This window comes from Limnohabitans sp. Hippo4, from assembly GCF_003063605.1.
Lineage (GTDB): Bacteria > Pseudomonadota > Gammaproteobacteria > Burkholderiales > Burkholderiaceae_C > Limnohabitans_A.
On sequence record NZ_NESE01000002.1, the window covers coordinates 66,830 to 80,071 of the forward strand.

Genomic DNA, 13,242 nt, shown 5'->3' on the forward strand with positions numbered 1-13,242 from the left:
TATGAAACGTCGCGATCTGTTGGCAGTTTCTGCCGCCCCTTGGTTGGCCGGCATGCAAATGCCTGCTTGGAGTCAAAGCACATTTAATTTCACCAAGGCCGTCAAATTCATCGTGCCTTATGCACCTGGTGGCTTGCCAGATACCGTTGCGCGCGTGTTTGCGCAGCGCATTGGTGAGCGCATTGGCCAAGGGGTTGTGATTGAAAACAAACCAGGTGGCAATGGCGTGGTCTCTGCGCAGGCTTTGGCCAGCAGTCCCAATGATGGGCACACTTTTTTGGTGACTGATGGATCCATGTTCTCCATCAACCCCCTCATTTACAAAAGCTTGGCCTATGATTTGAAGCGCGACTTTGCACCAGTGACTTTGCTAGCGCGCTCGCCCTTGTATTTGGCTGTGCATCCCAAAGTGCCTGTGAACACTTTGCAAGAATTTGTGCAATACGTCAAAGCGCGTCCCGATCAACTCAACTATGGTTCTTCTGGCATTGGCAGTAGCCACCACCTCACCATGGAAGCCATGAAGGCGGCCTTGGGCATTGACATCCGGCATGTGCCATTCAGGGGCTCGGGTCAATCGGTGCCGGCCTTGGTCGGTGGTCAGGTTGAGTGCTTGTTTTCAGCCTTGCCTTCTTTGGCCGGGTTTGCAAAAACCAACCAAGTCAAAATTTTGGGCAGCAATGCAGGACAGCGCTCATCTTTGATGCCGCAAGTGCCCAGCATTTCTGAAATCATTCCCGGTTTTGATTTCGCCGTCATCATTGGTGCGCTTGCGCCAGCCAATGCGCCAGCAGGTGCCATTGCACGTTTGAGTGCAGAGGCCGCGGCGGTGAAAAATCATCCCGAACTGTTGACCACCTTGGGCACGGCAGGCATTGATGCCGTAGGCAGCACAGCCGCTGACTATGGCAAAGCCATTCAGTCCGAAAACGAACGATTGGCCAAAGCAGTCGCTTTGGCTGGCTTGAAACCAGAATAAGGAAACTCAATCATGGCCAAACTCCCTCTTAGCTTTGCTTGCTGGAACTACGATCGCACACGCGCCCTCATGGACGGCAGCGTTCAAGTCGACGGCATCGATTTGAACTACCTCAACCTGCCCGTGGAGGAAACCTTCTTCCGCATGGCACGTTTCCGTGAGTTCGATGTCTGCGAAATGTCGCTCTCATCGTATTGCGTGTCTTTGCACAAACCCGATCGTCCTTTCATTGCGATTCCGGTGTTTCCCTCACGCTTCTTCCGTCATTCTTGCATCTATGTGAATGCCAACTCGGGCATCAACGAACCCAAAGATTTGATCGGCAAACGCATTGCCAGCCCCGAGTACCAAATGACCGCACCTGTGTGGATTCGTGGCATTTTGCAAGACCACTATGGTGTGCCTGTCGATGCGCAGCCTTACCTTTTCGGTGGCGAAGAAGAAACGGGCCGCATTGAAAAGCAAAAGCTGAATCTGCCGCCTAACATTCAAGTGCACCCTATTCAGCCACACCAAACTTTGTCGCAAATGCTGCACGACGGTGAACTCGATGCGCTCTACACCGCGCGCATGCCTTCGTCGTTCTTGAAGGGCGATGGCAAGGTCAAGCGCTTGTTTGAAAACTACGTGGACATTGAGCGCGCGTACTACCGTCAAACCAAAATTTTCCCCATCATGCACACTGTGGTGATTCGCCGTGAAGTGTATGAAGCCAATCGTTGGATTGCGCAATCGCTCACCAAAGCCTTCATTGAAGCGCAGCGCCGCACGTACGAAGATTTGTACGAAACAGCAGCGCTCAAGGCCATGTTGCCTTGGTTGACCGCCCATGTGGAAGATGCACGTCGTGAATTTGGCAATGACTGGTGGTCGTATGGTTTGGAAAACAACCTGAACGTGTTGGAAACGTTCACGCGTTACCACCAAGAACAAGGTTTGTCACCCCGCAAACTCAGCCCGCAAGAATTGTTTGCACCAGAATCGCTGGAAGCTTTCAAGATTTAAATCCCTTCGCGCTGCGTGAGTTCACGCGCGTGAAATTCACAAGGTCCGCCTCATGGATATTTTGCTCAACACCGATACGGTGTTGATCGTTGCAGCTTGCGCTGCAGCGATCCTGTTTGGCGGCATCGTCAAAGGCACATTGGGCGTTGGTTTGCCCTTGTTTGCTGTGCCGATCATGTCACTCATGATTGGCAGCACCCAAGCCATTGCGCTGGTGGCCGTGCCTGTGCTGGTCTCCAACATATGGCAGGCCTGGCAAGAGGCCAGTTGGAAAGCCAGCATCAAACGCTTTTGGCCTTTGATGTTGACGCAGGCTGTTATGACAGTCTTTGCAGTGCATTGGACTTTGTCTTTCAGTGTGAAGCAACTCAACATGTTGGTGGCGTTTGCCGTGGTGCTGGCGGTTGTTTCCATGTTGTTCAAACCCAGCTTCCAAATTCCACCGAAAAAAGAGCGGTGGGTGGGAGCCTTGGTTGGCACCTTGTCGGGCATGCTGGGCGGCGTGTCCTCTCTCATGGGTCCCATCCTGATCAGTTACATGATGTCTTTGAAGTTGCAGCGCGACGAGTTTGTGGGCTGCATCAGTGTCATTTACTTGAATGCCGCCTGGCCGCTGTACATCGCCATGTATGGCTTTGGGCGTATGGAGTTGATAGACCTCGGCTATTCCATTTTGGCTTTGGTGCCCATGGCCTTGGGTTTGAAAACAGGCCAAAAGTTGCGTCACCGACTGAGTGAAGACGCTTTCAGAAAAGTTCTGTTGGCCTTCTTGGTGCTGGTGGCCAGTTTGTTGGTGCTCCGTTAAAGCGTTTAGTTAAAGCGTTGAGTGGTCTTAAAAAACCCACAACAGCAAAGACGTCATCACCACATAGCGCAGGAACTTGCCAATGGCCATGTAGATGGCGCAAGGCAAGAGCGGCATTTTGAGCCAACCTGCCACAGCGCAAAGCGGATCACCAACGCCAGGCAGCCAAGACAACAAGCAGGCCTTAGGGCCCATTTTTTCAAGCCATGCCAAGGCTTGGCCGTGAAATTTGTCGCCCCAGCTGGTGCGCTCTGACTTTGTTGGGTTTTGTTTTTTCCTGACCAAGTCCACCGCTTGGTGTGCCCCATAGCCCATCCACCAACTGACGATGCCGCCCAAGGTGTTGCCGGCGGTGGCCACCAAAATGGCCGACCAGAACAAGTCGGGATTGATTTTGATCAAGCCAAAAACGGCGGGCTCAGAGCCCAATGGCAACAAGGTGGCTGAGATGAACGCGATCAAGAACACCGTCGACAAACCGTGTTCAGGAAATGCCAGCCAAGCCAAAAGCTGCGAGAGGTGAGGGGTGATCCAATCTTCCATGTCAATAGAGTGTAGCCAAAGGTTTCAATTTTGAAATTTCTTTGAAAATAATGCCCTTGCTCAAAATTTAAGCAATACAATCGTGCCTCCTTTTTAAGCAGCCCGCCCCCACACCCACCCCCTTTTCCCATGCAAATTGGACCTTATGTCTTGCCCAATGCTGTGTTTGTGGCGCCGATGGCCGGCGTCACCGACAGGCCGTTTCGCCAGCTGTGCAGACAGTTTGGCGCGGGCTATGCCGTGAGCGAAATGGTCACGTCCCGCAAAGACTTGTGGAAAAGTTTGAAGACCTCGCGCCGTGCCAACCACGATGGCGAGCCAGGTCCTATTGCGGTGCAAATTGCGGGCACCGATGCGCCCATGATGGCGGAGGCCGCCGCTTACAACATCGATCAGGGTGCGCAGATCATTGACATCAACATGGGTTGCCCCGCTAAAAAAGTTTGCAACAAATGGGCGGGCTCTGCGCTCATGCAAAACGAAAGCTTGGCGATTGAAATTGCAGAAGCCGTGGTGGCCACATGTGCACCGCGCGGTGTGCCCGTCACATTGAAGATGCGCACCGGGTGGTGCGACACAGAAAAGAATGCGCTCACCTTGGCTAAAGCTTTTGAAAGTGTGGGCATTCAAATGGTGACCGTGCATGGACGCACTCGCGAGCAAGGCTACAAAGGCTTTGCCGAATACGACACCGTGGCCGCCGTGAAAGCGGCCGTCAAAATTCCGGTAGTGGCCAATGGCGACATTGATTCACCTGAAAAAGCACTGCACGTTTTAAAGTACACCGGTGCCGATGCCCTCATGGTGGGCCGCGCAGCCCAAGGTCGTCCTTGGATCTTCCGCGAGATCGTTCATTTCCTGGCCACGGGTGAACACTTGGCGCCGCCCTTGGTGGCAGAGGTGAAGCGTGCATTGCTCGACCATTTGCAAGACCACTATGGCTTGTACGGCGAACTGACCGGGGTGCGTTCTGCGCGCAAACACATTGCCTGGTACGTCCGCGATTTGCCAGGGGGTGATGTGTTCAGAGACCACATGAACACCTTGGAAACGGCTGAATTGCAATCGCGCGCGGTGGCAGATTTTTTTGAAGAGATGGCAGCGCGCATCGAGCGCATGCCAAAGGCTGTGGCGGGCATTCAGCCTGACATGGCGCTGGAGACGATGGAATGAGCAAGAAGAAAATAGATGAGTGCATTCGCGACAGCTTGAACGCTTACTTTCAAGACATGGACGGCGTAGAACCTCACGGCATGTACGACATGCTGTTGAATGCCGTTGAAAAACCATTGCTGGATGTGGTCATGCAACAAGCCGACCAAAACCAATCGCGCGCTGCGGAGTGGCTGGGCCTGAACCGCAACACGCTGCGCAAGAAACTGATCGAACACAAACTTTTGAAGTGAAAAAAATGAAAGCACTGATTTCTGTCTCTGACAAAACTGGCATCGTCGAACTCGCCAAAGCGCTGCATGCGCTGAAGGTGGAGTTGGTGTCTACAGGCGGTACAGCCAAGTTGTTGGCCGAGCAAGGTCTGCCCGTGACCGAAGTGGCGCAAGTCACTGAGTTTCCAGAAATGCTGGACGGCCGCGTGAAAACTTTGCACCCTAAAGTGCATGGTGGTTTGTTGGCACGCCGCGATGTGCCTGAACACATGGCCGCTCTGAAAGAGCACGGCATTCAAACCATTGATCTGCTCATCGTCAATTTGTACCCCTTCGAAGCTACGGTGGCCAAGCCTGGTTGCACCTTGGAAGATGCCATTGAGAACATCGACATTGGCGGTCCGGCCATGGTTCGCAGTGCCGCCAAGAACTGGAAAGACGTGGCCGTACTCACCGACGCATCGCAATACGCCACTGTGATTGAAGAGCTCAAAACCAGCGGCAAAGTGTCTGACAAAACACGCTTTGCATTGTCTGTCGCTGCATTCAACCGCATCAGCAATTACGACGCTGCCATCAGCGATTACCTGTCTTCTTACAACTTGGAAGAAGGCACTCGCACCGAATATCCAGCGCAGTCCAATGGCCGCTTTGTGAAGTTGCAAGACTTGCGCTACGGTGAGAATCCGCATCAAACAGCCGCCTTCTACCGCGACTTGTATCCAGCGCCTGGCTCACTGGTCACAGCTGTGCAGCTGCAGGGCAAAGAGCTGTCGTACAACAACATTGCCGATGCGGATGCAGCTTGGGAATGCGTCAAGAGCTTTTCAGAAGCAGCTTGCGTGATCGTGAAGCACGCCAACCCATGTGGTGTGGCCGTGGGTGCCAATGCACTCGAGTCCTACAGTAAAGCTTTCCAAACTGATCCCACATCCGCGTTTGGCGGCATCATTGCGCTGAACCGCATCGTGGACGCTGCGGCAGCGCAGCAAATCAGCAAGCAGTTTGTTGAGGTGTTGATGGCACCCGCTTATTCACCCGAAGCGCTGGAAATTTTCAAAGCCAAAGCCAATGTGCGCGTGTTGCAAATTGCCTTGCCCGAATTCAAAGCAGGCGGCACCCCCTTCGAGCAAGGTCGCAACGCACAAGACATCAAGCGCGTGGGTTCAGGCTTGCTCATTCAAACCGCCGACAACCACGAGCTGCAATTGGCCGACCTCAAAGTGGTCACCAAAGTGCAGCCTACACCTGCGCAGCTGCAAGACTTGTTGTTTGCCTGGAAAGTGGCCAAGTACGTGAAGAGCAATGCCATTGTGTTCTGTGCCAATGGCATGACCATGGGCGTGGGCGCAGGCCAGATGAGCCGCTTGGACTCTGCGCGCATCGCCAGCATCAAAGCCGGCCATGCTGGATTGAGCTTGCAAAACACCGTGGTGGCCAGCGACGCCTTTTTCCCGTTCCGTGACGGCCTCGATGTGGTGGTGGACGCCGGTGCCAATTGCGTCATTCAGCCGGGCGGCTCCATGCGCGATGCCGAAGTGATTGCGGCGGCCGACGAGCGCGGTGTGGCCATGGTCTTCTCGGGCGTGCGCCACTTCCGTCATTGAGCTGTGAAATTTTGTAGAGCAACATGCCTTTGAAAAAAGGCATGATGTGAGCCTGTTCAGACTCAAGCGAAATCTCGCATCCAAGGCCTCATGACTGCATCTACAAATTCCCCTTTGACGTCCATTTCGCTGGGCGTGCCCGTGGTGGACTCTCACAGCCACGTGATTGCGGACGATCCTGTTCGCTATCCGCTGGCGCCTATGGGCGGCAAACAATCGGATTGGTCCAAAGAGCGTCCAGTCAATGGCGTAGGCATGGCCCAGGCCATGAAAGAGGCCGGCGTGGCCAAGTCCATTTTGGTGCAAGCCTCAACCTGCTATGGCCACGACAACAGCTACACGCTGGACTGTGTCAAAGCCAACCCTTCGCAATTTGTGGGTGTGTATTCCGTGGACACCTTGCTGCCCGATGCTGTGGCGCAAGTGAAGCGTTGGAAAGACGCTGGCCTCAGCGGCACCCGCGTTTTCATTGCCGGTCATACCGCCGCGGACCACAGTGTGCGTTTGGACGACCCCCGCAGCTTTCCCGTTTGGGAGTACATCTCCCAGCACAAGATTCCCATGTGCGTGCAACTGCGCGCCGACGGTTTGCCCCAACTCGAAACGCTCCTGAAGCAGTTCCCCAAAGCCATCGTCTTGCTGGACCACTTCGCCCGCCCTGTGTTGGAAGAGGGGGCGCCATACGCGCAAGCCGCGAGTTTGTTTGCACTGGCCAAGTACGAGAATTTGAATTTCAAATTCACCACCCACAATGTGCGTGAATCCAAAGAAGGCAAAGCCACACAGGCCTCCTTCTGCAAAGCGGTGGTCAGCGCCTTTGGTGCTAAGCGCATCGCATGGGGCTCTAACTTCCCAGCGTCTGCCGGTGGTTTGACCAAGCATTTGCAAGAAGCCCTCGAGGCCACAGCGTCATTGACCTTGGAAGACCAACGCTGGATTTACTCCGGAACGGCGCATACCTTGTACCCAGATCTGAACAAGGGCTAAGCAGCATGTCTTCTCATTTGAAACCCGAAAAACTCAAACTCAAAACCCTGTTGGGCGATTACCCCAACACCATGGCTTTGAAAAACGGCGTGTTGCGGCCCAAGCTGTTTGATTTTGAATTTGACCCCGTCAAAACGCCCAACCGTGCGTTCAAGCGCGTGGTGCGTGAATTGGAATTTGATGTGGCCGAGTTGGCCTTGGTCACGTACTTGCAAGCCAAAGCCTACGGCAAACCCTTGGCACTGTTGCCTGCGGTGGTGGGCGAAGGCCGCTTCCAACACCACTGCTTGGTGTACAACGCTGAGCGCGGTAAAGTAACGGTGGCCCAACTCAATGGCAAACGCGTGGGCATTCGTGCGCATGCGCAAACCACTGTCACGTGGGTGCGCGGTGTGTTGGCCAACGACTATGGGGTCGACTTACCCAAAGTGCAATGGGTGACGTTTGAGCATGGTCACTTGGCTGAGTTTCCTGATCCCAAGGGTTTTGAGCGTGCGCCAGAAGGCAGCAAGATGGTCGACATGCTGTTGTCGGGCGAACTCGATGCGGCCATCATCGGCAGCGACTTGCCAGACGATCCACGTTTGCAGCCGGTGCTCCCTGATCCGCACGATGCCGCGCAAGCTTGGAGTCGTCGTTTGCAAATGTTGCCCATCAATCACATGATGGCCATCGACATGGACCTGTGCAAAGACCGCCCCGATGTCATTCAAGAGGTGTACCAAGTTCTGGCTCAAAGCAAAGCCATGGCCAAAGACGAAAACCCTCGCCGCAGCGTGCACGCCGTCAAAGGCGAGATGGACCTTACCCCGTTTGGCATCGAGCCCAACCGCAAAGCCCTTGAGGTCTTGATTCGCTACACCTACCAACAAGGTTTGATTCCCAGACCTTATTCGGTGGACGAATTGTTTGATGAAACCCGTGACCTGTTAGGAAAATGATGCAATTCAAAGAAAACTTTTTAGGTCGTCGCCAACTCATGTTGGCAGCCTTGTTGTCAGCTGGTTTGGGCAAAGCCTTTGCGCAATCGGGTGGTGTGTCGCGCATCATCGTGCCGTTTGCACCCGGCGGTGCACGTGAAATGCCAGCCCGTGCCATTCAGCAAGAGTTGTCACAAGAGACCGGCCAAAATTGGATCATCGAAAGCAAGCCCGGTGCAGGCGGCGCCATTGGCACCGCCTTTGTTTCTAAAGCGGCACCCGATGGCAAAACTTTGCTCATGGCAGCCTCCAGCCACTTTGTGACATCGGCCATGGGCGCACGTCCGTTTTACGATCCAGTCAAAGAATTTGCTCCGGTGGCCAACATTGGCAATCAGAGCTACATCCTGATGGTCAACGCCAGCGTGCCTGTGAAAACTGCGGGTGAGTTCATTCAATATGCCAAGAGCAAACCAGGTGTGCTCAATTACAACTCTGCAGGTGTGGGCAGCTCTACGCACTTGGCCATGGCCTATTTTGCCAAGACGGCCGACATCGACATGGTGCACGTGCCTTACAAAGGAACCGCTGAGGCCGTGACGGATGTGTCAGGTGGGCGCGGCAACGCAGTCATTGTGCCTACGGCAGGTGTGGGTGTTTATTTGCAAGACACGCGCCTTCGCGTGATTGGCATCACGTCCAAAAAACGCTCAGCTTTGTTGCCCAACATTCCCACCCTGGCGGAATCGGGTTTGGCTGGTTTCCACTTTGAATCGTGGTTTGGTTTGCTGGCGCCTGCAGCCACGCCCGTAGCCATTCAAGAAAAGATCAATGCTGCTGTCAACAAAATCATTGGCAACAAAGATGTCAAAGAGCGTTTGCTGGCATTGGGCATGGATTCGCCTCAGTGGAACCTAGACGCCTTCAACAAAGTGTTCCTTGCCGACCGTGAGCTGATGACTAGGATCGTCAAGGAAACGGGCATTACCCGCGAGTCATAAAACCGACGCCTAAGCTCGAAACTTAGGCGAGCGTCTTGAAGATCTCGCGCGCTGCGCTCACTGTGTCGGCAATGTCCTGCGCAGTGTGTGCACCGCTCACAAAGCCAGCTTCGTAAAGTGCTGGCGCAATGTACACGCCGCGGTCTAGCAAGCCGTGGAACAAGGTGTTGAACTTGCTGCCATCGGTCTTCATCACTTGGGGGTAGTTGCTGGGCAAGGTGGGCAGCAAGAAGAAACCAAACATGCCGCCTTCGCAGTCGCCTGCAAAGGGAACACCTTCTGCCGCTGCTGCAGCCGACAGGCCATCCACCAATAAACGTGTGCGCGCACTCAGCGCATCAAAGAAACCAGGCTTGCTGATTTCGGCCAAGGTGGCCAAGCCGCACGCGGTGGCCACAGGATTGCCGCTCAAAGTACCCGCTTGGTACACAGGGCCCAAAGGTGCCAGTTGCTCCATGACGGCGCGCTTGCCACCGAAGGCAGCCAAAGGCATGCCGCCGCCAATCACTTTGCCCATGACGGTCATGTCGGGCTCGAAGCCAGGAATGCTTTTGGCATAAACACTTTGCGCGCTGCCCAAGGCGACGCGGCAACCGGTCATCACTTCGTCAAACACCAACAAAGCGCCGTACTGGCTGCACAGTTCGCGGCAACGTTTCATGAAAGGCACGCTGGCGCGCACAAAGTTCATGTTGCCAGCGATGGGCTCGATCATCAGACACGCCAACTCGTTGCCGTGAATTTTGAAGGCTTCTTCCAATTGCTCGATGTTGTTGTACTCGAGCACCAAGGTGTGTTGCACCACTTCAGGGGGGACGCCTGCACTGGTGGGGTTGCCAAACGTAGCCAAGCCCGAACCGGCTTTGACCAAGAGGGCATCGGCGTGGCCGTGGTAGCAGCCTTCAAACTTGATGATTTTGCTGCGACCTGTGGCGCCGCGGGCCAAGCGCAATGCGCTCATGCCGGCTTCGGTGCCCGAGCTGACCAAGCGCACCATGTCCATGGACGGGACCAGCTTGAGCAAGGCTTCCACCAACTCGACTTCGCGCTCGGTGGGGGCGCCAAACGAGAAGCCATCGAGCGCAGCTTTTTGCACGGCTTCTAAAACGGCGGGGTGGCCATGACCCAAGATCATCGGGCCCCAAGAGCCGATGTAGTCGATGTATTTTTTGCCGTTGGCATCCCAGAAGTAAGCGCCCTCAGCGCGCTTCACAAAACGGGGTGTGCCGCCCACTGCGCGGAAGGCGCGAACAGGTGAGTTCACACCGCCAGGAATAACTTGGCGTGCGCGTTCGAACAGGGTGTCGTTGAGGTCAGTGTTTGGTTTCATTGATCGGCATTTCAAAAAAATCGGCGTTCATGTCGGGGCCGCCTTCATCGCCTTCTTCGCCCTCTTCGGACTCGGGTAAAGCCCAGAAGAGTCTATCGGGAATGACGTGACCCATGCCCGGGCGAAAACCCTCGTCCAGGCAACGGTCGAGGTAGTGCAAAGCTTCGCTGGCCGCCACGGATAAATCGAGGCCAGTGGCAATCAAGGCCGCCAGTGCGGCGGACAGGGTTTCGCCTGCGCCGCTGAACACAGCTTCGATGCGTTCAAATTTTTCATGACCCACCACGGTTTCGGGTGTGGCCAAGACGTTGTCGATGTGCTGGTCAGAGGCTGTAAGGCCCGTGACCAAGGTGTAGGGTACGCCCAACTCAGATGCCGCTTTGGCAATGTCGCGGGGGCCTGGATTTTTTTCGCTCGACCAGTCGGGTAAGAGCCAGCGGCGCAAAGTGCTGTGATGGCCGACCAACACGCTGGTTTGCGGCAACAACAGTTCGCGAAAGGCATCGAGGTACTGGTCGATTTGGTCGTCTTCCCACCAAGACAGGTTGGGCATATAGGCCACCACCGGCACGCCGTCGTAGTCGGCCGTGAGTTCGGCAATGATGCTGATGTTTTCGGCGCTGCCGGCAAAGCCAACTTTGATGACCTGAGGGGGTACATCTTCCAAGATGGCGCGGGCTTGGTCGCCGACAGCCTCTTCGGGCAAAGGGAAAAAGTCGAATGTTTGTGCGGTGTCTTTGGCGTAGGCGCCAGTGAGGACGGGCAGGGCGTGCGCACCCACCGAAGCGATGGCCAGAACGTCGGCACTGATGCCGCTGGCGCCGCTGGGGTCGCTGGCATTGAACACCAAGACACAGGCAATTGACGCGTCGTCTTCGCTGTCGTTGGCCAGATCGGGGGCATCTGACGGAGGTAAAGAAGTGGTCATGGGTTACAGTGAAGCCCGATACAATCGTTTCATTCTATTCGACACCGGTGCCACACTGTGACAGATACTAAAACTTGGATGTGCTTAATTTGCGGCTGGATTTACGACGAGGCCGCTGGTTGCCCAGAGGACGGCATTGCGCCCGGCACCGCCTGGGCCGATGTGCCCATGAACTGGACTTGTCCAGAGTGCGGCGCCCGCAAAGAAGACTTTGAGATGGTGGCCATCTAAAACGGCCCCCCCAGTTGCCTGGCTGAGCTTAGACCGTTTTTTTGACGACGGCGTAGCGCGCCAGCGTTTTCTCTCGGGCCTCTGCGTGGTTCACCACGGGCAGGGGATAGTCTTTTCCCAATGTCACCCCAGCCGCTTGCAAAGCCAGTGGTTTGGCATCCCATGGCGCATGGATGTCTGCGCCTTGTAAGCCCGCAAGTTGCGGCAAATACCGTTTGATGAATTTGCCCTGCGGGTCAAACTTTTCGCTTTGCGTGACGGGGTTGAAAATGCGAAAGTAGGGCTGGGCATCGCATCCGCTAGAGCTGGCCCATTGCCAGCCCCCATTGTTGGCCGAGAGGTCAAAGTCGATGAGGTGCTGGGCAAAGTATTTTTCGCCCCAACGCCAGTCCACCCCCAGGTCTTTGGTGAGGAAAGAGGCCACCACCATGCGCAGGCGGTTGTGCATATATCCCGTTTGGTTAATTTGGGCCATGGCCGCATCAACCAGCGGGTAGCCCGTGCGGCCTTCGCACCATGCGGCAAACAGGGCTTTGCCGTGGGGGCCGTGGTCCCATTGGATGGCGTCGTATTCGGCTTTGAAACTTCGCTCGGCCACGTGGGGGAAGTTGGCCAAGATTTGGGCGTAAAAATCCCGCCAAATGAGTTCGGACAACCAGACGCTGGCGCCTTCGCTGGTTTTGTAGCGACGCCATGCTTCGAGGGCCAATTGCCGGACAGAAACGGTGCCAAAACGCAAATGCACACTGAGATAACTGGGTCCTTTGACGGCAGGGAAATTGCGGGTTTCTTCGTACCGGTCGATGCGGTGCAGAAAGTCTTCTAGCAAAGCCTGGCCGCCAGAAAAGCCCGTTTTGTAGTGCAAGGCCGTGAGGTCGACTTCTTCGAAGTCGATGTCGGACAGGGTAGGCACTGGCAATTGGAGCGCTTTGGGGCGGGGCGCCAATGCCGCTGCGTGCTCGGCAATGGGGTGAGGCGCCAAATCTTGGGGCTGCAACTTCTTGAGCCAAGCGTTTTTGTAGGGTGTGAAAACGGTGTAAGGGTTGCCGGCCAAGGTGAGCACTTCTTGTCGCTCGAAAACCACATGGTCTTTGTAGGTGTGCAGGGCAATGCCAGCGTTGGCCAAGGCGCCGCGCACTTGGGCATCGCGGGCCAAGGCGGCCGGCTCGTCGTCGTGATTGGCAAAGACGGCCTGTGCCTCAATTTGCTTGGCCAGATGCGCAATTTCTTGGATGGGGTTGCCGTGCAGCACCATGAGACCCACTTGGGCGGCTGCTCTGGCGTCGAGCCCTGCCTCTTGGGCGGCTTGGCGCAGCAATTGGTCCAATTCGACCAAAGAAGCTTGAATGAAGGCGACCCGGCGATCTTTTCGGGGCAACTCGTTCAGGATGCCGGTGTCAAAGACAAACACGCATTGCACTTTGGTGCAGTTTTTGAGGGCATGAAACAGGGCTGTGTTGTCGGCAACGCGTAAATCTCGCCGAAACCAGACCAAGCCGGTAGAAAAGGGTTTGTGCATGG

General features: G+C 55.4%; 14 protein-coding genes. 10 read left to right on the forward strand and 4 right to left on the reverse strand.

Annotation, left to right across the window (positions count from 1 at the left end; genetic code table 11):
- Nucleotide 1 precedes the first annotated feature (1 nt).
- Genes B9Z46_RS05715 through B9Z46_RS05725 form a run of 3 tightly spaced genes read left to right on the forward strand, consistent with a single transcriptional unit; the run spans nucleotide 2 to nucleotide 2,789 of the window.
- Nucleotides 2–979, forward strand: coding sequence for a tripartite tricarboxylate transporter substrate binding protein (locus B9Z46_RS05715; protein WP_055361424.1), 978 nt, complete (start codon nucleotides 2–4; stop codon nucleotides 977–979).
- Nucleotides 980–991: 12 nt separating this feature from the next.
- Nucleotides 992–1,984 (forward strand): ABC transporter substrate-binding protein, encoded by a 993-nt coding sequence (locus B9Z46_RS05720; RefSeq protein WP_055361423.1) that lies wholly within the window; start codon nucleotides 992–994, stop codon nucleotides 1,982–1,984.
- A gap of 52 nt (nucleotides 1,985–2,036) precedes the next feature.
- Nucleotides 2,037–2,789, forward strand: a complete 753-nt coding sequence (locus B9Z46_RS05725; protein WP_108254943.1) for a sulfite exporter TauE/SafE family protein — start codon at nucleotides 2,037–2,039, stop codon at nucleotides 2,787–2,789.
- Nucleotides 2,790–2,816: 27 nt separating this feature from the next.
- Here the strand turns inward: B9Z46_RS05725 and B9Z46_RS05730 are convergent, their stop codons facing one another.
- Complete coding sequence (locus B9Z46_RS05730; RefSeq protein WP_108254944.1) at nucleotides 2,817–3,332, reverse strand: YqaA family protein; 516 nt, start codon at nucleotides 3,330–3,332, stop codon at nucleotides 2,817–2,819.
- 129 nt (nucleotides 3,333–3,461) lie between these two features.
- On the opposite strand from B9Z46_RS05730, the gene dusB reads away from it, so the two are divergent.
- From dusB to B9Z46_RS05760, 6 genes are all read left to right on the forward strand, one after another.
- Nucleotides 3,462–4,505 (forward strand): tRNA dihydrouridine synthase DusB, encoded by a 1,044-nt coding sequence (dusB, locus tag B9Z46_RS05735; protein WP_108254945.1) that lies wholly within the window; start codon nucleotides 3,462–3,464, stop codon nucleotides 4,503–4,505.
- Entirely contained in the window at nucleotides 4,502–4,738 is a 237-nt protein-coding gene (locus B9Z46_RS05740; RefSeq protein ID WP_108254946.1) for a Fis family transcriptional regulator, read from the forward strand. The genes dusB and B9Z46_RS05740 overlap by 4 nt, the downstream gene beginning before the upstream one ends.
- Nucleotides 4,739–4,743: 5 nt before the next feature.
- Entirely contained in the window at nucleotides 4,744–6,324 is a 1,581-nt protein-coding gene (gene purH / locus B9Z46_RS05745; protein WP_108255729.1) for a bifunctional phosphoribosylaminoimidazolecarboxamide formyltransferase/IMP cyclohydrolase, read from the forward strand.
- 90 nt (nucleotides 6,325–6,414) lie between these two features.
- Nucleotides 6,415–7,311 (forward strand): amidohydrolase, encoded by an 897-nt coding sequence (locus B9Z46_RS05750; RefSeq protein ID WP_108254947.1) that lies wholly within the window; start codon nucleotides 6,415–6,417, stop codon nucleotides 7,309–7,311.
- A 5-nt stretch (nucleotides 7,312–7,316) separates the two neighbouring features.
- Nucleotides 7,317–8,252 carry a phosphate ABC transporter substrate-binding protein gene (locus B9Z46_RS05755; RefSeq protein ID WP_108254948.1) on the forward strand — a complete coding sequence of 312 codons (936 nt, stop codon included), beginning with the start codon at nucleotides 7,317–7,319 and terminating at the stop codon, nucleotides 8,250–8,252.
- Nucleotides 8,252–9,232, forward strand: coding sequence for a tripartite tricarboxylate transporter substrate binding protein (locus B9Z46_RS05760; RefSeq protein ID WP_158268405.1), 981 nt, complete (start codon nucleotides 8,252–8,254; stop codon nucleotides 9,230–9,232). Before B9Z46_RS05755 ends, B9Z46_RS05760 begins: the two co-directional genes overlap by 1 nt.
- A 22-nt stretch (nucleotides 9,233–9,254) precedes the next feature.
- On the opposite strand, the gene hemL is transcribed toward B9Z46_RS05760, so the two are convergent.
- Entirely contained in the window at nucleotides 9,255–10,562 is a 1,308-nt protein-coding gene (gene hemL, locus B9Z46_RS05765) for a glutamate-1-semialdehyde 2,1-aminomutase (protein WP_108254950.1), read from the reverse strand.
- Nucleotides 10,546–11,490, reverse strand: a complete 945-nt coding sequence (locus B9Z46_RS05770) for a bifunctional hydroxymethylpyrimidine kinase/phosphomethylpyrimidine kinase (protein ID WP_055361414.1) — start codon at nucleotides 11,488–11,490, stop codon at nucleotides 10,546–10,548. The genes hemL and B9Z46_RS05770 overlap by 17 nt, the downstream gene beginning before the upstream one ends.
- A gap of 78 nt (nucleotides 11,491–11,568) precedes the next feature.
- Between B9Z46_RS05770 and B9Z46_RS05775 the strand changes: the two genes are divergently transcribed.
- Nucleotides 11,569–11,721, forward strand: coding sequence for a rubredoxin (locus B9Z46_RS05775; protein WP_055361413.1), 153 nt, complete (start codon nucleotides 11,569–11,571; stop codon nucleotides 11,719–11,721).
- A gap of 28 nt (nucleotides 11,722–11,749) precedes the next feature.
- Here the strand turns inward: B9Z46_RS05775 and B9Z46_RS05780 are convergent, their stop codons facing one another.
- Nucleotides 11,750–13,240: a deoxyribodipyrimidine photo-lyase gene (locus tag B9Z46_RS05780; protein ID WP_108254951.1), complete on the reverse strand. Its 1,491-nt coding sequence runs from the start codon at nucleotides 13,238–13,240 to the stop codon at nucleotides 11,750–11,752.
- Nucleotides 13,241–13,242: the final 2 nt, after the last annotated feature.